General features: G+C 60.5%; 23 protein-coding genes and 1 pseudogene. 17 read left to right on the plus strand and 7 right to left on the minus strand.

Features of this window, described 5'->3' with window-relative positions; translation table 11 throughout:
• Positions 1 to 44: 44 nt before the first annotated feature.
• The 5 genes from AC0V6U_RS02105 to AC0V6U_RS02125 form a co-directional block, all read right to left on the minus strand.
• Positions 45 to 1,175 carry a CCA tRNA nucleotidyltransferase gene (locus AC0V6U_RS02105; RefSeq protein WP_472644583.1) on the minus strand — a complete coding sequence of 377 codons (1,131 nt, stop codon included), beginning with the start codon at positions 1,173 to 1,175 and terminating at the stop codon, positions 45 to 47.
• Positions 1,176 to 1,307: 132 nt separating this feature from the next.
• Positions 1,308 to 1,925, minus strand: coding sequence for a CoA pyrophosphatase (locus AC0V6U_RS02110; protein ID WP_472644584.1), 618 nt, complete (start codon positions 1,923 to 1,925; stop codon positions 1,308 to 1,310).
• Between the two features lie 13 nt (positions 1,926 to 1,938).
• Entirely contained in the window at positions 1,939 to 2,484 is a 546-nt protein-coding gene (locus tag AC0V6U_RS02115) for a DUF1285 domain-containing protein (RefSeq protein ID WP_472644585.1), read from the minus strand.
• 28 nt (positions 2,485 to 2,512) lie between these two features.
• Positions 2,513 to 3,070, minus strand: coding sequence for a GNAT family N-acetyltransferase (locus tag AC0V6U_RS02120; RefSeq protein WP_472644586.1), 558 nt, complete (start codon positions 3,068 to 3,070; stop codon positions 2,513 to 2,515).
• A gap of 154 nt (positions 3,071 to 3,224) precedes the next feature.
• Entirely contained in the window at positions 3,225 to 4,388 is a 1,164-nt protein-coding gene (locus AC0V6U_RS02125; protein ID WP_472644587.1) for a PQQ-dependent sugar dehydrogenase, read from the minus strand.
• Here AC0V6U_RS02125 and AC0V6U_RS02130 point away from each other — a divergent pair.
• The 8 genes and pseudogenes from AC0V6U_RS02130 to AC0V6U_RS02165 all read left to right on the plus strand — a co-directional run bounded on the left by AC0V6U_RS02130 (position 4,387) and on the right by AC0V6U_RS02165 (position 11,904).
• On the plus strand, positions 4,387 to 5,037 hold the full coding sequence (locus AC0V6U_RS02130) for a ribonuclease HII (protein ID WP_472644588.1): 651 nt from the start codon (positions 4,387 to 4,389) through the stop codon (positions 5,035 to 5,037). The genes AC0V6U_RS02125 and AC0V6U_RS02130 overlap by 2 nt on opposite strands.
• A gap of 186 nt (positions 5,038 to 5,223) precedes the next feature.
• On the plus strand, positions 5,224 to 5,790 hold the full coding sequence (locus AC0V6U_RS02135) for a sodium:calcium antiporter (RefSeq protein WP_472644589.1): 567 nt from the start codon (positions 5,224 to 5,226) through the stop codon (positions 5,788 to 5,790).
• Entirely contained in the window at positions 5,774 to 6,148 is a 375-nt protein-coding gene (locus tag AC0V6U_RS02140) for a sodium:calcium antiporter (RefSeq protein ID WP_472644590.1), read from the plus strand. The genes AC0V6U_RS02135 and AC0V6U_RS02140 overlap by 17 nt, the downstream gene beginning before the upstream one ends.
• 237 nt (positions 6,149 to 6,385) lie before the next feature.
• On the plus strand, positions 6,386 to 7,561 hold the full coding sequence (locus tag AC0V6U_RS02145; protein WP_472645685.1) for a site-specific DNA-methyltransferase: 1,176 nt from the start codon (positions 6,386 to 6,388) through the stop codon (positions 7,559 to 7,561).
• 97 nt (positions 7,562 to 7,658) lie between these two features.
• Positions 7,659 to 8,519 (plus strand): outer membrane protein, encoded by an 861-nt coding sequence (locus AC0V6U_RS02150; protein ID WP_472644591.1) that lies wholly within the window; start codon positions 7,659 to 7,661, stop codon positions 8,517 to 8,519.
• Between the two features lie 41 nt (positions 8,520 to 8,560).
• A pseudogene (gene folP, locus AC0V6U_RS02155) lies at positions 8,561 to 9,677 on the plus strand (dihydropteroate synthase).
• Positions 9,678 to 9,949: 272 nt separating this feature from the next.
• Complete coding sequence (locus tag AC0V6U_RS02160) at positions 9,950 to 10,573, plus strand: outer membrane protein (protein ID WP_472644592.1); 624 nt, start codon at positions 9,950 to 9,952, stop codon at positions 10,571 to 10,573.
• 158 nt (positions 10,574 to 10,731) lie between these two features.
• Entirely contained in the window at positions 10,732 to 11,904 is a 1,173-nt protein-coding gene (locus tag AC0V6U_RS02165; RefSeq protein WP_472644593.1) for an alkaline phosphatase D family protein, read from the plus strand.
• A 24-nt stretch (positions 11,905 to 11,928) separates the two neighbouring features.
• Here AC0V6U_RS02165 and AC0V6U_RS02170 read toward each other — a convergent pair whose 3' ends face one another.
• Together AC0V6U_RS02170 and AC0V6U_RS02175 are read right to left on the minus strand one after the other, a co-directional pair.
• Entirely contained in the window at positions 11,929 to 12,687 is a 759-nt protein-coding gene (locus AC0V6U_RS02170) for an SDR family NAD(P)-dependent oxidoreductase (RefSeq protein WP_472644594.1), read from the minus strand.
• A 31-nt stretch (positions 12,688 to 12,718) separates the two neighbouring features.
• Positions 12,719 to 14,137, minus strand: a complete 1,419-nt coding sequence (locus tag AC0V6U_RS02175; RefSeq protein WP_472644595.1) for a sigma-54-dependent transcriptional regulator — start codon at positions 14,135 to 14,137, stop codon at positions 12,719 to 12,721.
• A 264-nt stretch (positions 14,138 to 14,401) separates the two neighbouring features.
• Here AC0V6U_RS02175 and AC0V6U_RS02180 point away from each other — a divergent pair, with 264 nt between their 5' ends.
• The 9 genes from AC0V6U_RS02180 (at position 14,402) to AC0V6U_RS02220 (ending at position 21,553) form a co-directional block, all read left to right on the plus strand.
• Positions 14,402 to 14,524, plus strand: coding sequence for a hypothetical protein (locus AC0V6U_RS02180; protein WP_472644596.1), 123 nt, complete (start codon positions 14,402 to 14,404; stop codon positions 14,522 to 14,524).
• A 9-nt stretch (positions 14,525 to 14,533) separates the two neighbouring features.
• Positions 14,534 to 15,655: an NAD(P) transhydrogenase subunit alpha gene (locus AC0V6U_RS02185; RefSeq protein ID WP_472644597.1), complete on the plus strand. Its 1,122-nt coding sequence runs from the start codon at positions 14,534 to 14,536 to the stop codon at positions 15,653 to 15,655.
• Between the two features lie 92 nt (positions 15,656 to 15,747).
• Entirely contained in the window at positions 15,748 to 16,122 is a 375-nt protein-coding gene (locus tag AC0V6U_RS02190) for an endonuclease domain-containing protein (RefSeq protein WP_472644598.1), read from the plus strand.
• A gap of 3 nt (positions 16,123 to 16,125) precedes the next feature.
• The gene (locus AC0V6U_RS02195) at positions 16,126 to 16,407 is read left to right on the plus strand and encodes an NAD(P) transhydrogenase subunit alpha part 2 (RefSeq protein ID WP_472640940.1); all 282 of its coding nucleotides are present in this window, start codon (positions 16,126 to 16,128) and stop codon (positions 16,405 to 16,407) included.
• Positions 16,408 to 16,520: 113 nt separating this feature from the next.
• Complete coding sequence (locus AC0V6U_RS02200) at positions 16,521 to 17,918, plus strand: NAD(P)(+) transhydrogenase (Re/Si-specific) subunit beta (protein WP_472644599.1); 1,398 nt, start codon at positions 16,521 to 16,523, stop codon at positions 17,916 to 17,918.
• A gap of 9 nt (positions 17,919 to 17,927) precedes the next feature.
• Entirely contained in the window at positions 17,928 to 18,284 is a 357-nt protein-coding gene (locus tag AC0V6U_RS02205) for a hypothetical protein (protein WP_472644600.1), read from the plus strand.
• A 60-nt stretch (positions 18,285 to 18,344) separates the two neighbouring features.
• The gene (locus AC0V6U_RS02210) at positions 18,345 to 19,547 is read left to right on the plus strand and encodes a parallel beta-helix domain-containing protein (RefSeq protein ID WP_472644601.1); all 1,203 of its coding nucleotides are present in this window, start codon (positions 18,345 to 18,347) and stop codon (positions 19,545 to 19,547) included.
• The gene (locus tag AC0V6U_RS02215) at positions 19,544 to 20,563 is read left to right on the plus strand and encodes an SO2930 family diheme c-type cytochrome (RefSeq protein WP_472644602.1); all 1,020 of its coding nucleotides are present in this window, start codon (positions 19,544 to 19,546) and stop codon (positions 20,561 to 20,563) included. The genes AC0V6U_RS02210 and AC0V6U_RS02215 overlap by 4 nt, the downstream gene beginning before the upstream one ends.
• 27 nt (positions 20,564 to 20,590) lie before the next feature.
• Positions 20,591 to 21,553, plus strand: coding sequence for an alpha/beta fold hydrolase (locus AC0V6U_RS02220; RefSeq protein ID WP_472644603.1), 963 nt, complete (start codon positions 20,591 to 20,593; stop codon positions 21,551 to 21,553).
• Positions 21,554 to 21,609 lie beyond the last annotated feature (56 nt).

Here is a 21,609-nt window from a genome sequence, read left to right on the forward strand (position 1 = left end):
GAAAAAGCAGTGCTTCGACAAGCTCAGCACGCACGGGTGTTAGGTTAGTCGTCCAGTGTGTCGCCGAGCAGTTCCTGAACACGTTCGCGGCTGGGGAAACCTTCCTCAACCCAGCGCGCCTCAACGGTCTGCAACAACCGCGCAACCTCCGGGCCAGCCTGCACACCGCGCGCGACAATCTCTCCGCCTTTGAGCGGAAATTGCGGGCGCTCCCAATCTTTCACCGCGCTTGCGTCCTTGCCTAGCAGCAGCAGTCGATCGGCTGCGCCTTGCGAGCCTTCATAATAGGCAAGCGCCAGCGGGTTTGCGCCATCGTCTTGGGTACGCTCCGCCGCGCAGATCAGGCGCGCGCGCTGAGCCCGCGACAATCGCAGCCGCGCCGCCACCGCTTCTGATACCTCGCGAATGGGTGGCAATAGAGCCGCCAAACGCCTGAGTGGATCGGGCGAAAAGCCTTGTGCGGTTTCCGCCGCGATCAGGTTTTTGAGCGCCGTAAGATGGGCTTTGCAAGCCTCTGGCAGGATCACGCCCAGCACGCCTTTTGCATGCATACGCGCGGTGGTCGGGTGCGGATCGGGCAGGGCAAGAATGCCGAGCAATTCGCCGGACACCCGCTCCCGGCTGAGGCCCTTGAGCGTCCCGGCCAGCTCTTCGCAGGCTTCCTCTGCCTCGGCATCCAGGTCCGCGCCAAAGCGCGCCTGAAACCGGTAATAGCGCAGGATCCGCAAGTGATCCTCGCGAATGCGGGTGCGGGCATCGCCAATAAAGCGCACGCGCCGCGCGGCGAGATCATCCAGCCCGCCGAAATAGTCTGAAATTTCGAGCGTCTCGGGATGCGCGAACAGCGCGTTGATGGTGAAATCGCGCCGGGCGGCGTCCTCCTGCCATTCCTGCGCAAAGGCGATGGTCGCGCGCCTGCCGTCGGTGGCGACATCGCGGCGCAGGGTCGTGACCTCAACCGGTCCGCCCTCCAGCACGGCGGTGATGGTGCCGTGGTCCAGCCCGGTGGGAACCGTGCGAATGCCCGCCTCGCGGCAGCGGTCAATCACCACGTCCGGCGTCAACTTGGTCGCGCAATCGACATCGTGCACCGCCATGCCAACCAAAGTGTCGCGCACCGCCCCGCCGACCCAGCGAATATTGTCTGCGCCCAGAGCTTGAACGAGCTCAGCCATCCCCGCTCGTTTGGTCCAATCTGTTACTGGCAGGCTAGGCATAGCTTCCCGTTCCGTTCGCCCTGAGCCTGCCCAAGGACTGCGCTTGCTTTGATGCCCAAGGCTTAAGTGAAGGACAGGGCTTCGACAAGCTCAGCCCAAACGGGATTGGATGGTAAGTGGGTTGAAATCAATCCGCCGCGACAGATTGGCGATGATTGCCGCCGTCACGCCCCAGATGCGAAAGCCCTCGTAATGCATTTCGAGATAATGCCGCATTTGCCCGCGCCAGAAAACCTCATGGCTTTCCCAATTGTCCTGCTCCAGTAAGGTCGCGAGCGGCACCTCAAACCAAGCCTCGACCTCTTCCGGGCTGGGGGTCAGCTCTAGGTCAGGCGGCACCACGGCGAGCACCGGGGTCACATTGAAGCCCGTGCCGGTTTGATAGCAATCGGTTTCCCCGATCACCTGCACATCGGCGGGATCAATCGCGAGCTCTTCCTGCGCCTCTCGCAGGGCGGCGGTGATCGCGTCTTCGCCGGGGTCGAGCTTGCCGCCGGGAAAGGCGACTTGGCCGGGATGGTCGCGCATATCCTGCGGGCGCTGGGTCAGGATGACGCCGGGTTCGGCCCGGTCGGTCACCGCGATCAGGACGGCTGCCTCTGCCGTGCGCCCACCTTCCAAAAAGCTTTTATCGCTTAGCAGGTCAGTGATTTCGTGTCGGTGCCCTTCTTCGTAAAGGCGGCTGAGGTGAGCGAAGAGCGAGCTCATATTGGCGGGCGCCTCAGGGCAAGAGCGAGAAGGTCTCGCCCCCGCTTGAAACGGTCCAGTCATCGCCGTTTGCAATCGCGATTTCAGCGAGCTGAGCATAGGTGGAGCGGTTGAGGCGCGCCTCGCAGCCGCGCCGCACGTGCAAATAAATCGCCGGGGTTTCTGCGCCGCCCGCTGCGCGCAAGGCATGCTCTGGCCCGGCAATCACCAGCTCATCGGTGTTCAGGAAAAAGGCGAGCCCGCCTTCACGCTGAGCGCAGTCAGTTGCGATAAAGGCCGCGTCCTCCACGTCAATGCTGAGCTTTTCAAACGGGCTGACCAGAAAATGCTCACCCGATGCATCGCGGGTCAGCAGGCCAGAGAAAGCTCTCACCATTGCCTCGCGCCGGATCGGATCGCCATCGTGAAACCATGTGCCATCGGCGGCGATGCGCATCCGGCTATCGCCCATTTTGGTCGGCGCCCAGCCTTCAACTGGGGGCAATTTGCGCGCCGCAACTTGCTCAGCAATCTGGGCCAGCGTCAGGTCCGCGAGATAAGGGGGTGGTTCGTAAGGCATTTACATCCGCAGCGATGCCAGATGTCGATCACTTCGCCAAGTCTGAGCTGTTACTTGCCGTCTCAAAAGAACCCCATGGGCCAAGATTGCCCTTGGTCAGCAGCACCGCCGGATTGTCACAGCGCACCAGCAGCCGGGCGGGATCATTCGGACCGGGCGCTCGCCAATGGGCGGTGGGTTCGGCGCTGAAGCCGAAGAAGCGGCCATAATATTCCGGATCGCCGATCATCACTTGCGGCAGCGCCGGGGCATTGCCGCCCATATTGGCGATCGCCTCCAGGCTGGCGAGCATCAGAGCCTTGCCATACCCCTCGCGCTGATGCTCTGGCAGCACGGCAACCGGACCAATCATCAGCAGCGGATAATTGCGCCCATCGGGATCCGTCAGCGCGACTGGCCAGACCTGGATCGTGCCAACCAGCAGCTCATCCTCATCGAGCGCGGCGAAGCTGAGCCCTTCCAGCCATTCAAGGCCTTCGCGAATCCGGTATGCGGTGCGCGCATGGCGATCTGGGCCAAAGGCACGGTCGAGCAATTGCTCGATCATCGCGGCCTCAACCGCGGCAAGGGGGATCAGTGTTGCCATCGTGCCGGGCGCTTAGGGGGTTTGGTTTTCAAAGCCAAGCCACCCGCGCCCTCCACCCTTCCACCCGGATGTTATCCGAAACTGTTCCGGGTGGAAGGGTGGAGGGCGCGGGTGGCTCGGTTAGATCAGGATGGATGTCCTGATCTAAGCCCAATCAATTAGGCGAAACTTTAAGCAGCTTGCCGCCTTCGCCGTCTTCGATCAGCCAGATGTTGCCATCCGGGCCTTGCTCAATTCCGCGAATGCGCGCGTCGAACGTGTGGCGCGCCACTTCGGTTGCGGTGTCGCCGTCAATCTCTACATGCACGATGCCGAGCGCGGCGAGGCCGACCATCAGCGGGTCACCCTTCCAAGCGGGGAACGCATCGCCCGTGTAGAACAGGAAGTCACCCGGCGCGATCACTGGGGTCCAGCCAATCGCGGCGGTTTGAAATTCTGGACGGGTCGAGTGGTTCGGGATTGGGTCGCCATTATAATGCTCGCCGTCGGAAACCGTTGGCCAGCCGTAATTGGTGCCGCGCGTGACCTTGTTAAACTCATCGCCGCCCGCTGGCCCGTGTTCCAGATCCCACAATTGGCCGTCTGGATCGAACGCCAGGCCCAGCACATTGCGGTGACCGTAGGACCAGATCTCTGCAGTGATACCGCCTTGATCGGCAAAGGGGTTGCCCTCTGCTGGCGTGCCATCGAGGTTGAGGCGTACGACGGTGCCCAGATTGTTGGTGTTGTCCTGTGCGGGTTCCAGTTCTTGGCGGTCGCCGCTTGAGACAAACAGATATTGCTCATCCGGAGAAACGGCGATGCGGTGGGAATAATGGCCGCGCTTGCCGGTCTTGATCGACTGCCGCCAGATGACTTCCAGCCCTGAAACGGCGCAGGCTTCCGCCTCGCATGACAAAGTGCCGCGTCCAACCGCTGCGCCCGTTTTTCCGCCGTCACCAGCTTCGGCCCAGCTCAAATAGATCGTGCGGCTGTCCAGGCCGGTTTCCGAAGGCAGGAAGGCGATATCGCCCAGGCCGCCTTGGCCAGCATAGGCAACCTCAGGCATGCCGGTGACTTCCATCACTGTGCCGTTCTTGCTGTCCACTGCCCGCATGGTGCCGGGTTTCTCGGTTACGAAGATCATGTCCGTGCCCGGCGCAAAGGCGACCGCCCAGGGTTCGTTGAACTCACCCATCGGCTCCACATTGTAGCTGACGTTGGTGGGATCGGCCGCGCCTTCGGCAGCGGTCTCGTCCACGGAATTTGCATTGCCGCAGCTTGCGAGCGCGAATGCGGGGAGGGATAGGGCGAATGCGAGCTTGGAAAATTTCATCATGGTCTCTGGAACTCCCAAAACAGAATTTGGTGCCCCAGATTTTTCGAAATCGGGGGTCATAATTGGTGTTGATGAGGCGGGACGGGGCCCGCTGGCTGGCCCGGTAGTGGCGGGAGCCGTCGTCTTGTGCAAGTCACCACCTGAAGGTTTGGCGGATTCCAAGGCACTTTCGCCGAAAAAACGCGCGCGGCTCGATCTGGAAATTCGCGAAAGCTGCGCTTGGGCCGTGGGCGTGATTGAGCCGCCGCAGATTGATGAAATCAACATCCTGCAAGCGACCTTTCAAGCGATGACGGATGCGACTGCGCGGCTGTGCGCAGCATTGGCTGAGCGCGGGATCGAGACAATCAATGAGGTCATCATCGACGGCAATATGACGCCAGCGGGCAGGCGCGATGGCTGGCGCTGGCCAGCGCGCTCCATCGTGGGCGGAGACGGGATTGAGCCCGCGATATCGGCTGCTTCCATTGTTGCGAAGGAATGGCGCGATCGGATTATGATTGAGGCCGCGCAAAAATACCCGGAATATGGCTGGGAGCGGAATAAGGGTTACGGTTCGGCCGCGCATATGGAGGCGCTGCGCAAGCACGGGCCGACACCGCTGCACCGCTACAGTTTTGCACCTGTTGCTCAAGCGTCTTTGCTTTGAGCGCTCTATCGTGCGCGCCGTAGCCACCCGCACCCTCCACCCTTCCACCCGGAGCCTACCGGGATATCATCCGGGTGAAAGGGTGGAGGGTGCGGGTGGCAAGGCAGTTGTTAAGATCTATTCACCCCGACCCTCAACATTCTCTATTCGCTTTTAAGTTTCCTGCGGTTCGCTTAAGCGCCGCGCATGTTGAACGCGATTCTCTTGAGCCTTGCGGGCCTGGTTGGCCTGGCGATTGGCGGCGAACTGTTGGTGCGCGGTGCAGTGGGCATTGCGCAAAAGCTCGGTATCTCCACTTTGGTCACCGGTCTGGTGATCGTTGGCTTTGCCACCAGCATGCCGGAAATGGTCGCCAGCGTTCAGGCTGCGCTTGAAGGATCGCCGGGCATCGCCTGGGGCAACATCGTCGGCTCCAACCTCGCAAACACTTTGCTGATCCTCGGCGCGACGGCGCTGGTTATGCCGATTGCGCTAACCGGGGGCGGGCGGCGCGATGCCGTGGTCGCCTTGATCGCCACGATTGGTCTTGCAGCCTTGGCCTATTCGCAATTGGGCGCGCGCTGGATTGGCGGCGCGCTTCTAGTGGGCATCGTTAGCTATATCGTCTGGCGCTATCGCTATCCCGGTGCGGCGCAAGAAGACGATGATGACGATGACGCGCCAGAGAACGGCTATGTCGCCTCGGCGCTGTTCGCCGCTCGGCCTCGCGGTCCTGGTGTTCAGCGGTCAGATTTTGGTGACCGGTGCAATTGATCTGGCGACCCTGTTCGGGGTCAGCGAGACCGCGATTGGCCTCACCGTGGTTGCCTTTGGCACGTCGCTGCCGGAACTCGCGGCGTCTGTTGCGGCGGCTCTGCGCGGCAAGCCAGGCCTTGCCATTGGCAACGTCGTTGGCTCAAACATCTACAACATTCTGCTGATCGGCGGCGTTACCATGGGGATCGCCCCATTTGCCCTGCCAGAGAACTTGCTGGGCGTTCAAATGGGCCTGCTGATCGCCAGCGCGGTCGCCTTGCTTGGCCTATTGTGGTTCGCAAAATCGATCGGGCGGGCCATGGGCCTCGTTCTGCTCGCCGCGTTCCTTGGCAATGTCGTGTTCGTGTTCATGTGAGTTAGTTTGGCCGCAAAGACAGGTTTTGAGTCTTTCGCGCCACACCCCCTCTATTTCGGCCCCCGCCGCCGCGCGAGACTCCATATCTTGTGGGGCCTTGTTTCGTTCCGCGTGTGAACTTGCGCCGCTAACTGCTTGTTAACCATAAAAGCCGATCAAGTTTGTCTTGACGTGGAGTCCGCTTGGACTCACCCTGTGGATAACTTTGCGCGGCTAGACGCGGTTCGGGGAAATATGATGGGTGTGATGGAAACCGCAAAACTGCGGGCAGGGACAGTAATTGCAAAATCGCCAAAGCAGGCGGGCAAAGCGAAAGCTGCGCCTGTTGCTGATGTGCCGGTTGGCCAGATCCTGTCTGGTGATTGTGTCGAGGCCATGCGCTCGCTGCCCGACAACAGCGTCGATTGCGTGTTCGCAGACCCGCCGTACAATCTGCAATTGGGCGGCGACCTCAACCGTCCCGATGGCAGCCAAGTTGATGCTGTCACCGATCACTGGGACCAATTCGACAGCTTCCAACTGTATGACAAATTCACCCGCGACTGGCTGACCGAGGCGCGCCGCGTGCTGAAACCGGACGGCGCCCTGTGGGTCATCGGCAGCTATCACAACATCTTCCGCGTCGGCTCAATTCTGCAGGATCTCGGCTTTTGGATCCTCAACGATATCGTTTGGCGCAAGACCAATCCGATGCCGAATTTCAAAGGCACACGGTTCACCAATGCGCATGAGACCCTGATCTGGGCGAGCATGGGCGAAAAGGCCCGCTATCAGTTCAACTACCGCGCGATGAAGACGCTCAATGACGAGCTGCAAATGCGCAGCGATTGGGTGATGCCGATCTGCGCTGGGCAGGAACGGCTGAAGGAAAACGGCAAGAAAGCCCATCCAACGCAAAAGCCCGAGGCGCTGCTTTACCGCGTGCTGCTGGCCACCACGGAAAAGGGCGACGTCGTGCTCGACCCGTTCTTTGGCACGGGCACCACCGGCGCGGTGGCAAAGCGCCTGGGCCGCCAATGGATCGGTTGCGAGCGCGAGGATTTCTACCGCGGCGTCGCGATGAAGCGGATCGAAAAAGAACTGCCGCTGGATGAAAGCGTGATTGAGACCATGCAAAGCAAGAAGGTCGCGCCGCGCGTCGCCTTCGGCACTTTGGTGGAAAATGGCTACATCAAGCCGGGCACGAAGGTGTTCGACAAGAAACGCCGCTGGATCGCAACCGTTCGCGCCGATGGCTCGCTGGAACTGGACGGCGCAAATGGCAAACAGATCGGCTCAATCCACGGGCTCGGCAAAGACCTGCAAGAAGCGCCTAGCTGTAACGGCTGGACGTTCTGGTACTTCGATGACGGCGCCGATGTGAATCCAATCGACGCAGCCAGGCAACGCTTCTTGTTGGCCAACGAAGACTAGAGGCAGCTCGCCGCAAGGCACCGGATTTCCGCAGCTTAGGTTCATGTTTCCAGCGCGATTTTGCGTGTTCGGGGGCGTAACCTAATTCGAGGAAATCATGACAAAGTCCTTTAAATATATCGCTTTTACCGGTGCCGCCATTGGTGCGCTCGCGGTTCCCTCTGCGGCTTTGGCCGAGGGGCCATATGTTGGCGTCAGCGGCGGGATCAGCCTGCCCAGTGACAGCCAAAACTCAGGAGAATTTGATGCCGATGTTGCGGCAACCGCTGATTTTGACGCGATTGCTGCGGAAACCCCGCTGGAATGGAATTCCCAATTCGACAATGGCCTCGCGCTGAGCGGGCAGGTTGGATACGCCTTTGCCAATGGCTTCCGCGTGGAGCTGGAAGGGGCCTATTCCGAATATGACGTATCGGGCCATTCCGGCCTGAGCGTTGGCGGCGCGGATATTGACGGCGTTGATGTGGCCGTCCTGACCCGCGGGGCTGCCGATCCGGCAAACCCCACCGTTGGCGCAGTGATCGCCGATGGCCAGGGCGATGTCAGCAATTTCGGCGTCTTCGGTAACGTCTTTTACGACATCAATACCGGCGGCTCGTTCAAGCCGTATGTTGGCGCGGGCCTCGGCTACCAATGGGTCGATGCGGAGTTCTCGCCATCGGGCGTGGATGTTGCCAATGATGACGATGGCGGCTTTGCCTATCAGCTGATGGCGGGCGCGAGCTTTGCGCTTTCACCACGCGCCGAGGTGTTTGGCCAATACACCTACCGCGCCACCACCGAAGACAGCGATGTTGAGCTGAACCTGCTTCCCGCAACGCTCGGGATCGAGTCAGAGCAATCGATTGTCTCTGCCGAGCGTGAGGTTCAAGTTCGGCGGCGAATAATCGCTAAATATCCTCGGGAAAGGGGCCGTGCCAGCAGGCATGGCCCCTTTTTTGTGTGCGGAGACAATTGAGGCCTTTGCGCTGGCTGATTTGCGTCCTAACCCTGATGCCCATGAGTGAGAGCGTCTATATCTGTCCGATCGGCTTTGCGCCGGGTCCTCAGCACAATGATGGGGCCGCGATCCAGCTTGCTGGCTCGATGGTCTATGCCAGCCGCTTTGCCTGCGTGGTGCGTCAAGACGGCGCGGTCACAGCGCGGCATCTGTTCGGCGTGCGCGAGGCGGAGGAAGCCTTTGCGAAGCTCGGCGGCGAGCTGGAAGCTGAGGCGCGCGGGCAATGGGCCAACCTGCAAAAGGCCCACGCGCCGCTCGAGCTGGGCGAGCGCACCATTCGCCTTGATCAGCCGCAGGTGATGGGCATTCTCAATGTGACGCCTGACAGTTTTTCCGATGGGGGCGAGTTTCTGGAAAAGCCGGATGTGGGCTGCGCGCATGCCTCCGCCATGCTCGAGGCGGGCGCGAGCATCATCGATATTGGCGGGGAGAGTACTCGCCCGGGCGCCGCCGCGACGTGGGAGGGCGACGAGAAGGACCGCGTCCTGCCGGCTGGTGGAATATTGCGCCAGCATGGGCGCAGCGATCACCGTCGACACTCGGCGCGCGGGCGTGTTGGAGGCGGCGCTGGCCGCTGGCGCGCATGCAGCAAACGACGTCTCGGCCATGCGCTATGACCCGCGCACCGCTGAACTAGTCGCGAACGCGCTGTGCCCGGTGATCCTAATGCATGCTCCAGGCAGCGGCGAGGATTTGCACGAGGGCGGCGATTACAAAGATGTTGTCTTCGACGTGTTTGATTTCCTCAAAGAGGTCCGCTCCAACGCCATCGCGGCGGGCATCGCCGAGGATAAGATCATCCTCGATCCTGGCATTGGCTTTGGCAAAAGTCTGGCGGAAAACCTCGCATTGCTGAACGCGCTGCCATTGCTCCATGCGCTGGGGTCTCCGATCCTTCTGGGTGTCAGCCGCAAGCGGATGATCGGGGCTTTGTCGAACGAGGCAGGCGCGCATGAGCGGCTTGGCGGATCACTGGCGTTGGCGACGCTCGGCATGAATGCGGGCGTGCATATCCTGCGGGTGCATGACGTTGCCGAGACGGTTCAGGCGCGCAATGTCTGGCGCGGAATGCGCGATGCGGCGCTGACGGATTTTGCGCATTTGCCGCCGCTTTAGGGTGCCTGCGAAACCTACGAAAATTTGCCAGTTGTGAAATAAAACCAGCGGGTCCGTGTAACCTCACAAGGGAGGGGCGCGAATGGGGAGGCATCCCCCATTTAAGATTGGACCCCCGCAGATGATTTTCTCAATTCCCCCGCGCACCCTCGCATTCCTGCTCGCTCTTCCGGCGATGGCTTTCGCTGCGCCAGCCGCCGCTCAGTCGGATGATTTCACCCCAGAAGGCGGCGTTTACGTATCGCTGCAGGCTGGCGTAACCTCGCCCAGCGATGAAACCTTCGACGGCGTTCAAGACCCGCAAGGCGCATCCCCCGGCGTGGCTAAGCGCGCCTGCCAGCGTGAACGTGCAATCGGACGAAGGCTTCGTCGGCACAGTTGCTGTTGGCTACCGCATTCCAAAGCACATTTTCGGCCTGTTCCAGCCGAGCGTTGAAGTCGAATATTCCTATGCCGAAGCCGATGTAAGCGGCGGCAGCTTCAACGGCGGCAATCAGACCTTTGGCGGCAGCGCCGAAGTGAACACTTTCTCGATCAATTATCAGTCCGACATTCGCTGGTCTGACAAGCAGAAAGTCATCCCTTTCTGGGGCGGCGGCATCGGCGTCGCTGAAGTGGAGCCGGGCGTAAACTATTTCCCCAATAACGGCGTAGCGACCGCGCCATCCTTCGCTGTGACCGGCTCTGATACGGGCCTCTCGCTGCAAAGCAATATTGGCGTTCAGTTTGTCCTTAGCGACAATATCGAGCTTCAGACCCGCGTGCGCTATCAGCGGGTATCGGGCCTCGATTTTGAGCGGACATTTGTTGGCGGCGGCGCGAATGCGTTTAACGCTGATCTGGATGGCCGGTTTGAAACCGTCAGCCTGCTGGCCGGTGTGCGTTACCGCTTCTAAGCGACCGCGCTTTGGCGATGGCCGGGCCGATTGACGGCGCGCCGAACAGTACGAAATCCCCCTTTGGCCCGCGCCGGAGGGGGATTTTGTTTGCGTGTCATAGAAAGGTCATGGCAAGCGCTCACCAGACAAACCAGATTGCCTTTTGGAGCTTACCTATGCGCGTTTTCTCGCCTCTCATCGCCGGATTGCTTGTTTCTGTGGCTTCGCCCGCACTTGCTGATGACCATGGCCATTCAGGCGGCGCAAACGAAGTTGCGCTGAGCGCGGATGAGCTGCTCGCCCCCTATTACGCAAAACTTCAGACCCAGATCGATCTGCCGGTTGCGCCTGCGAACGTGTCGCTTGCGCCAGACAGCGTGCTGACGCGGATCGCCTTTGGCAGCTGCAATCACCAATCGCGCAGCCAGCATATGTGGGCGCAGATTGCAGCGGCGAACCCGGATGTGTTCCTGTTTATCGGTGACAACAATTACGGCGATCAATTCTGGAAAGGGGACGCTTCACTCAGCACTTTGCGCGCTGCCTATCAATTGCAGGCGGAAACACCTGAGCTGACTGAGTTTCGCACGAAAGTGCCGATGATGATCACCTGGGATGATCACGATTTTGGTTTCAACGATGGCGGCGCGAATTTTGCATTCCGTGGTTGGTCAGAGACGATTTTCGAAACTTTTTGGGGATCCTCTGATGAAGTGAAATCGCGGCCTGGCATTTATGAAAGCCGCATGTTCGGCGCGGATGGCAAGCGCGTTCAGATCATCATGCTCGACACCCGCTTCTTCCGCTCTGACTTTGATGCGATGCCTTACTCGCCAGAGCGCCCGCCGCTTGGCCCATATGTACCGAGCAATGATGCGAGCAAAACCATGCTCGGCGATGCGCAGTGGCAATGGCTAGAGCAGGAATTGGCCAAGCCTGCCGATCTGCGGGTGGTCGTCTCTTCGATCCAAGTGATCACAGATGCGCATAATTACGAAAGCTGGGAAGCGCTGCCGCTGGAGCGGGCCAAGCTCTATGGTATGCTGGCAAACCGCGAAGAAAGCGGCGTTGTGATGCTGTCGGGTGACCGGCATGCGGGCGGCATTTACCGCGACACGCCAGCGGAAGCGGGCGAGCAATTGTGGGAGCTGACCAGCTCTTCGATGAACTATTCATTCTCCTCAACCGAGCGCAACACGGCGCGCGAGCCCGATCCAAAGCGGATCACGGACTTCATCTCGGAAGAGAACTTTGGCCTAGTCGAGATCGACTGGGACGCAAAAAGCTTCACCATGAGCATGCGCGGCAGCGAGGGTGAGACCCGAGTAACCCAGACAGTGAGCTTCTGAGTTTAGTTTAGCTTTGGCGGCGGCTTACAGTGTGAAGCCGCCGTCAGACACCAGCACATGGCCGGTCAGGTTCGCACCTGCATCCGACAGCATATAGAGGATATCGCCCGCGATCTCTTCGCTGGTCGCGAAACGGCCCAGCGGCGTGGTGCTGGCCATCGCCTTGATGGTTGCCTCGCGGCCCTGCGTTTCGACCGAGCGCTTAAAGTCATCTGAGCTTTCCCAGATGTTGGTGTCGACCCCGCCTGGCGCGATGGCATTTACGCGGATGTTGTTGGGCGCACCCTCGAGCGCAGCAATGCGGGTCATGTGAGAGACCGCCGCTTTCGCAACGCCGTATGGGCCGATGCCCGCGATGGCTTTTACACCAGTGGAAGAAGAGGTGATGACCGCGCTGCCGCCGCCGTCTTTCATTGCTCGCATGGCTGCGCGCAGGGTCAGGAACGCGCCATCGAGATTAACGTCCATTACTCGGCGCCATTCGGCAAAGTCGAGGTTTGCGATCTGGCCGTGTCCGCCAATGCCTGCGTTAACGGCGGCGTGATCCAGCCCGGTGAGGCGCGGCTCCAGCTCCTGCCATAGGGTCTCGTCCGCGACGCTGCCGGTGATGTGTTCAACGTCGCAGCTGAGGTTCAGCGCTTCCATTCCGGCGGTATCGAGATCCACCAGAAACAGCTTGCTTGCGCCGCGCGCCGCCAGAGCTTTCGCGCATGCCGCGCCGATGCCGGAGGAGGCGCCAGTGACGAGCGCCGTGCGCCCGGAGAAATCTTGGATTTGTGTCATGACCCTGCGCTAGGCGGATCGCATTCGCGTATCAAGCGGCGTTGTCGATCCCAAGGTCGGAAAGCTTGCGATACAGCGTCGAGCGGCCAATCCCCAGACGGCGTGCAACCTCAGTCATGCGGCCGCGATAATGGCCGATGGCGAGGCGAATAACGTCAGCCTCGATCTCTTCGAGTGGCCGCAAATTGCCATCCTCAGTGTAGAGCATCACGCCCACACCCTCGTGCTGAGGCGAGGTGAGCTGTTCCAGCTCGCCGAGCATTTCAGAGAGCTGAGGGAAGCTGTCAGCGGTCAGCGTCTGATCTTCGCAATAGACCGCCGCGCGGAACAAAACGGATTGCAATTGGCGGACATTGCCCGGCCAATCGAATGCGGCGAGCAGTGTCAGCGCGCTGTCGCTGATGGATAGATGGTTGAGGCCCGGCTGCTCACCAATGCGGGTAAGGAAATGCCGGGTCAGAGCCGAAATGTCGCCCGTGCGCTCGCGCAGTGGCGGCAATTCGAGCTTGGTCCCGCCCAGCTTATCAGCGAGTTTTTGGTCAAAGTGCTTGGTCTTGGTCAGCCGCTCCAGCGAGTAATTGCTCGCCGAAAGCAGGCGGACATCGACGCGGAAGCCGTGGGCTGCGCCAACCGGGCGGACGATGCCGCTTTCCAGCGTTTCAGCCAAGCGGGCCTGCATCTCATTGGGCAGGCGGTCAACTTCATCGAGCAGCAGCGTGCCGCCGTCGCAATGCTGCATCGCGCCGATCTGGCGATCAAACGCGCCGGGAAAGGCGTCTGGCTCATGCCCGAACAGGACGGATTCGACCGAGTTCGGCGGCACACTGCCGATGTTGATCACCCGCAGCGCCGCTTTGCTGCGCGGACTGGCGGCGTGCATCGCGCGCATCAGCATTTCTTTGCCGGTGCCGCTTTCGCCTTCGATCAGAACATGTCCATGGCCGCGCGCAGCCTTGGCGGCCTGAGCCAAAGCGGTGCGGAATTTTGGCGCGGTGCCAATCATCGCATCGAAATCGAGCGTCGCCGACATTTTCTCGGTTAGCGGGGCGAGTTCATTCTTTGGCGTTTCGCGGGTGGTGACGCTGCGCAGCGCCTCCATCAGGCGGTCGGGCGAAATCGGTTTGACGAGATAATCGCTCGCGCCTGCTCGCATGGCTTCCACGGCCAGCAATGGCGACGCGCTGGTCGTCAGCATCAGGATCGGCAGGGCGGGGCGGCGAATTTTCAGCTCTTGGATAAGGCCGCAGGCATCATCGCCCGGCACCCACTGATCGAGCAGGATCGCGGACAATTGCATGCCCTCGCGCGTGCCCAGCATCGCGATCGCTTCTTCCGCGTCGCTCGCCACGATAATCCGCCAGCCTTCACGCGCGGCAATAGCTGAGATCAAGCGGCTTTGTGCCGGCTCGTCATCAATCAGCATTATCAGGCGCGTTTCCAGTTCGGACATCGACGTTTACCATCCCAAAACGCCTTGAGAGCCTTCCCCCAAGGTCACTTAAGGGATGGCCTTAGCGATCAGGAGTAAAGACCCGATTAAGGCTAATCGCTGTTCCTTTCGCAAATCCCCTAAAGGGACGTTCAATCCTGCTTTTCCTGTACCGAGCATTCGCACGGGCTTGAGCTTGTCCGCGCGCTTCGATAGGGCATATCCAGAACGTCTCACGCAAAGGGTTTTTGTGAGGCTAGACAACGATTTGAAGGAATATGCGCGATGGCAGCCAACGATATGGACCATGCAAAATCAACCTATGACAGCTTCATTGCTTCGCTGAAGTGGACCATTCCCCTGATTTGCGTGATTACTCTGTTCGTCATCATGATGATCGCTGAATAGGACGCCTGCATGAAGATCGCCGTTCTTAAAGAGCAAGCCGCCGGTGAAACGCGTGTTGCCGCGACACCGGAAACAGTCAAAAAATTCATTGGCTTAGGCAACGAAGTGGCGATCGAAAGCGGGGCGGGATTGCACGCCTCCATTACGGATGAGGCGTTTGCAGAGGCCGGCGCGAGCGTCGGCAAAGCGGCCGCCACGGTCAAAGATGCGGACATCGTTCTGGGCATTCAAGCACCTGACGAAAAAGCGCTGAAAGGCGCGAAATCCGGCGCATGGGTCGCGGCCCTGTTTGATCCGTTCAGCGATACAGCGCGGGTAGAGGCCTATGCCGCTGCCGGGCTCGAGGCGTTAGCAATGGAATTTATGCCGCGCATCACCCGCGCGCAGAGCATGGATGTGCTCTCCAGCCAATCGAACCTGTCGGGTTATAAAGCGGTGCTCGCTGCGGCGGACACCTATGGCCGCGCCTTTCCCATGATGATGACGGCCGCTGGCACGGTTCAAGCCGCGAAAGCGTTTGTCATGGGCGTCGGCGTTGCTGGCCTGCAAGCGATTGCAACCGCGCGGCGGCTGGGCGCGCAAGTGTCCGCAACCGACGTCAGATCCGCTACTAAGGAACAGATCGAAAGCCTTGGCGCAAAAGCGATTTTTGTCGAAGATGTCGCCGGAATTGAAGGCGAAGGTTCGGGCGGATACGCCACGGAAATGAGCGACGAGTACAAGGCGGCTCAGGCCAAGCTTGTCTCAGAGCATATCGCGAAACAGGACATTGTGATCACCACCGCGCTGATCCCCGGACGCGCTGCGCCTGTGCTGATCACGGACGCGCAAATCGCGACAATGAAGCCGGGCAGCGTGATCTTCGACCTCGCAGTGGCACAAGGCGGCAATGTTGAGGGCTCAAAACCCGACGAGACCGTCGAGAAGCACGGCGTCAAAATCATCGGCTACGCCAACACGCCCGCGCAATTGCCCGCCGATGCCTCGGCCCTGTTCGCGCGCAACCACTTCAATTTCCTCAGCGCGTTCTGGGACAAGGAAGCGGGCAAGCCAGAGCTCGACGAAGAGATCGGCGATGCGATCCGCCTGACGCAGAGCGGCAAGGTGGTGAACGAGAGGCTTCAGGGGTGAGTTTGAGCATCCCAAATCCTCCCCGCTACGGGGAGGGGGACCGCGCGCAGCGCGGTGGAGGGGACGCGCGGTTCGTCGCCAGACCAGAGGTCATGCGCGCCCGTGAACTCCGAAAGAACATGACGATGCCCGAACGTATGCTGTGGCAGCGCCTTCGCGCCCGTCCACAGGGCTTCAAATTCCGCAGGCAGCATCCGATAGGCCCTTATACCGCCGATTTTTGCTGCTTGTCTGAAAAGCTGGTCGTCGAAGTCGATGGCAGCGCACACGATTCACTTGATCGCGCCAAGTTTGACGAGAGGCGTATCGCATTCATGAAAGAAAACGGGTTCAGGGTTTTGCGGGTGGCCGCGCGCCGCGTGTTGGCGGATGTCGATGCGACCGCAGAGGCAATCGTCGCGCGTGCGGCGAGTCCCCTCCACCAGCCTGCGGCTGGTCCCCCTCCCCGTGCCGGGGAGGCTGCATAACCAATGGACTTTATCTCAATCCTATCGATCTTCGTATTGGCCTGTTTTGTCGGCTATTACGTTGTCTGGTCGGTCACCCCGGCGTTACACACGCCGCTGATGGCAGTGACCAATGCGATATCCTCGGTGATCATCGTCGGCGCGCTGATTGCGGCGGCTGAGGCGGGCAGCCCTACAGCCAAATATCTCGGCCTGTTCGGTGTTGTGCTGGCCAGCATCAACATCTTCGGCGGCTTTGCCGTGACGGAGCGAATGCTCGCCATGTACAAGAAGAAGGAGAAGTAGGATGTGCCTTCCTTCACCAAGCTCCTTAACGCCTATCGAGGATTGCGCGGCGTTCGACCCGAACCTGTACAGAATCGGTAGCCGTCCAGAGCGCAGGCACCCCAGCCTGGGCGATGCTCGCCTATCTCATTTCCGGCGTGTTCTTCATCCTCGCATTGCGCGGATTATCCAGCCCAGCGACCAGCCGCGCGGGTAACCGCTATGGCATGCTCGGTATGCTGATCGCGGTCGTCACCACTTTGGTGACGCACAGCATCGCGACCCTGCCGGAGATCGGCATTGCGATGTTCCTAGGCGGGATTATCGGCGTCACCGTCGCTCGCAAAATCGCCATGACGGCGATGCCAGAATTGGTCGCGGGCTTTCACTCGCTGGTCGGTTTGGCCGCCGTGGTCGTGGGCCTCGCCGCATGGCTGGACCCGGCAAGTTTCGGGATTACCGACGCTGCCGGGCAAATCCTGGTCGTCAGCCGGATTGAGCTGGGCCTCGGTATCGCGATTGGTGCGATTACCTTCTCCGGCTCGGTCATTGCCTTCCTAAAACTCTCCGGCCGGATGAGCGGATCGCCGATCATGCTGCCCGGGCGGCACGTGATCAATCTCGGCACATTGGCCGCGATCCTTGGCCTGATCGCCTATTACGCGATGTCGACCGAGGCAGGCGCGGGCGAGGGGCAGCTGATCATAGCCGTTACCGTGCTCGCCTTTATCATCGGCTTCCTGCTGATCATCCCAATCGGCGGCGCGGATATGCCGGTCGTCGTCTCCATGCTGAACAGCTATTCCGGCTGGGCGGCGGCGGCGATGGGCTTTACGCTGGGCAACAGCGCGATGATCATCACTGGCGCTCTGGTTGGCTCTTCCGGCGCAATCCTCAGCTACATCATGTGCAAGGCCATGAACCGCAGTTTCATCAGCGTGATCGCGGGCGGCTTTGGCGCGGACAGCTCAGGCGGCGGCGATGGCGAGGCGCGCGAGCAGCGCCCTTACAAACAAGGCAGTGCAGACGACGCGGCCTTCATGCTGGAGCAGGCGGAAAAGGTCATCATCATTCCCGGCTATGGCATGGCGGTGGCTCAGGCTCAGCACATTCTGCGCGAAATGGCCGACACGCTGAAGGAGAAGGGCGTCGAGGTGAAATATGCGATCCACCCGGTTGCCGGGCGGATGCCGGGGCACATGAATGTGCTGCTGGCTGAGGCGAATGTTCCCTATGACGAAGTGTTCGAGCTGGAGGACATCAACAGCGAATTTGCGCAGGCCGATGTCGCCTTTATCATCGGCGCGAACGACGTGGTGAACCCGGCGGCGAAAACCGACAAATCATCACCGATCTACGGCATGCCAGTGTTTGACGTCGACAAGGCGAAGCAGGTGTTCTTCATCAAGCGCAGCATGGGCGGGGTCGGCTATGCCGGGGTCGACAATGATGTGTTCTACATGGACCAGACGATGATGCTTCTGTCGGATGCGAAGAAGATGGTCGAAGAGATCGTGAAGGCGCTCGACTAGGACCGACCCATGAAGAAGCTTATCGTGCTCATCATTCTTGTGGCTGCGCTGGCGGGCGGGGCATGGTTTCTGCTGCGCGATGACGGCTTGGTCGAACAAGTGACGGAAGAACGCATCGAAGCGGCGCTGATCGAAAAAGGCGCACCGCCTCAGCTCGCTGGCTGTATGGCGGGCCGGATGGTCGATCGTCTGTCGCTGCTGCAACTGAAGAAGCTGGAGCGGCTGCGCGCGCAAGAGGGTGAGAGCGGCATTCCCCTCTCTCCCGGCGATCTGCTCGCGCGGATCCGCCGTGTTGACGACCCAGATGCAGTTGAACAGCTGGCCAGCGCAGCGGCGCTGTGTTCGCTCGGCCTCGGCGGGGTCTGACGCCGCCCTTGCAATCCCGGCTCAAGGCGGCACAATGCTGCCCTATTGGGAGGGATCATCATGCTGAAATTTGCACTCGCCGCGCTCGCTGCGCCCGTCGCGCTCACCTGCGCGAGCGCCGCCATGGCAGAGACGCACACGATTGATCCGGGCGAGGGAGCTCAGGAGCGCTTGCAAGAGGCTCTGATCCTAGCTGAACCGGGCGATGAGATTGTGCTTGCCGCCGGGCGCTATACGCTGACCGATGGTCTCAGTCTGGACGTTGACGGCGTGACCCTGCGCGGCGCGGGAATGGACGCGAGCGTGCTCGATTTCACCGCGCAAGAGGGGGCGGGCGAAGGCCTGCTGGTGACGTCTGATGATGTGACGTTGCGCGATTTCGGGATTGAAAACGCCAAGGGTGATGGGATCAAATCCAAGGGCGCGGATCAGATCATCTACCACGCGATCCGGGTAGAATGGACGGGTGGCCCGGACGCCAGCAATGGCGCTTACGGTATCTACCCAGTCGAGGCGAGCAATGTGCTGGTGCAAGACAGCTATGTTCGCGGGGCATCGGATGCGGGCATCTATGTTGGGCAGTCTGAAAACATCATCGTGCGCCGCAACCGCGTCGTGGAAAATGTCGCCGGGATTGAGATTGAGAACAGCAATTTTGCCGAGGTGACAGAGAACCTCGCCACCAGAAACACCGGCGGCATTCTGGTGTTCGACCTGCCCGGCCTGCCCAAGGTTGGCGGCGGCGACGTGCTGGTCGCGCGCAATGCGGTGATCGACAACAACACCGATAATTTCGCGCCAGAGGGCAATATCGTGGCCAGCGTGCCCGCGGGAACCGGCGTGATGGTGATGGCGAATACCAAGGTGCAAGTGCTGGACAACGCCCTCGTCAACAACTCCACCAGCCATGTGATGCTGATCGCTTACACGCAGCCATATGATGATGATCGCTACCAGCCGCGCCCTGTGCGGGTGGAGGTGCGAGGCAATATCTATGGTTCGGGCGGCAATGCACCTGACTTCGATGGCGGCGATTTGATTGCAGCGGCAATGGGAGGTTCGCTCCCACCAATCTTGACGGATGGCCTGCACCAAGGACTAGGGAGAGGCGACAAAGTGCCAATCTTAACCCTGGGACTTACCGAAGTTGGTCAACCCTTCAGTGAAGCTCAGCCGGGTTTGCTACCTCCAGTTCTAGTTACCTCAACATGGACGAACGATCCCGTTGTCTTGCCTGAAGGCATGGAGGCCCGGCTTAAGTGATCCGTGGGGGCATCCTCTTAGGCCTGGCGTCAATCGCGCTGGCAGGCGCAGTCTCTCAGTCAGAGGCGCGCTCGCCAGTCGCTGTAAACAACAGCGCCGTGATGCAGGGCATGCCGAAAACACTGTCCGAGTTCAGCTTTTTCGCTCGTCCCGGTTCGCAGGAATCGTTCAGCGCCGCCGACTACACGCTCAAAACGCCGCTCTATTCCGACGGCGCGGATAAGCTGCGCTTTGCCTATGTCCCCTATGGCAAAGCGATGAAGGCAAACGGGGATGGGCTGCTCGAATTTCCTGTCGGCAGCGCGCTGATCAAAACCTTCGCCTTTGGTGAAGGCGCGGATCGGCGCCTCATTGAAACGCGCCTGTTGCTGCACCGGGCAGAGGGCTGGGTGGCGCTGCCCTATGTTTGGAACGAGGAACAGACGGATGCGCGCCTGGCGGTGGCGGGCGCGCGTATTCCGGTTACGCGGCCTGATGGGACCGAAATCAGCTACCGCGTGCCGAACAAGAACCAGTGCAAGCAATGCCATGTGAAGGATGGTGAGGTCACGCCGATTGGCCCCAAGGCGCGGAACCTGCCCACCGAATGGCTCAGTGAAGCGGTTGCAGGTGGACGGCTCGACAAAATGCCAATGGTGACAGCGGGCCTGCCCTATTGGGGCGAGCGTGACAGCGAAAATGCCGATGTGGCCGCTCTTGCCCGCGCCTACCTCGATGTGAACTGCGCGCACTGCCATCAGCCTGGCGGCATGGCGTCAAATTCCGGGCTCGATCTGCGCTGGGAACAAGACGATCCTCACGCTCTGGGTATCCGCAAGCCGCCAGTCGCGGCCGGACGCGGAGCAGGGGGGCTGCTGGTCTCAATTGAGCCCGGCGCACCGGACAAATCGATCCTCGTCCACCGGATGGCATCGACAGAACCCGGTGTGGCCATGCCAGAGCTGGGCAAATCAACCGTCGATGAAGAAGGGCTGGCCGTGATGCGCCAGTGGATCGACGAAATGCCCGCGCATTAAGCCGTCAAAACCATAGGAATTTCGACAATGAAGCGCCTGTTTAAAGTTCTGGCCGTGCTGATCGCGCTGCTGATGCTCGCATTTGTGGTGTTTCGCACGCCCGACACCGATCCCGCAGAAATGCGCGCCAAATACGCAGGTGAACCCTCGCAATTTGTCGAGATTGGCGACGGCGTGACCGTGCATCTGCGCGATGAGGGACCTCGGGACGCGCCCGCGATCATCCTGCTGCATGGCTCCAACGCCGATCTGCACACATGGGGGCCGTGGGTCGATGGCCTCAAAGACACGTACCGCGTCATCCGCTTTGACCAGATCGGGCACGGGCTGACCGGTGCGGACCCGAACGCGGACTACTCGCTCGACAATTTCGTTGCCGATATCGATGAGGTCGCAGGTGAGCTGGATCTTGAGCGCTTTATCCTCGGCGGCAGTTCGATGGGGGGCAGCCATGCGGCCGCCTATGCTCTTGCTCATCCAGACCGGCTCGACGGCTTGATCCTTGTCGGCGCAAGCGGCGCTCCGGTTCGGCGGGAAGGCAAAACCAGCCTAGCGCTGAGAATGGCGCGGACACCCGTCATCAATAAGGTGATGGAGCAGGTCACGCCGCGTTCCATGATTGAGCAGTCCTTCACGCAGATGGTCAGCAATAAGGGTGTGATTACCGATGAGGTGGTGGATCGCTATTGGGAAATGCTGCGTTATCCCGGCAATCGCGCCGCCACGGTGAAACGGTTTTCTGCCAGCCGAGCGGCGTTTGACGATGCTCGCATCTCTGCATTGGAAGTGCCCGCGCTGGTGATCTGGGGCACCGAGGACCCATTGATCCCGGTCGAATCGGGCCGCTGGTATGATGAGCATCTGCCCAATTCCACGTTGGTTGAGTACGAAGAGATCGGCCATTTGCCGCATGAAGAGGCCGCTCAGCCAAGCCTGTCCGACCTCAAAAGCTGGTTGCTCAATCTGCCATCGATCCGGCCTGAGCTCTAACTCATCAAATCTTGTAAAGTCTGTAGCGCGCTGGCTCCTCGCTCGCTAAGGCGGGG

The sequence above is a fragment of the Erythrobacter sp. W36 genome, assembly GCF_057364935.1.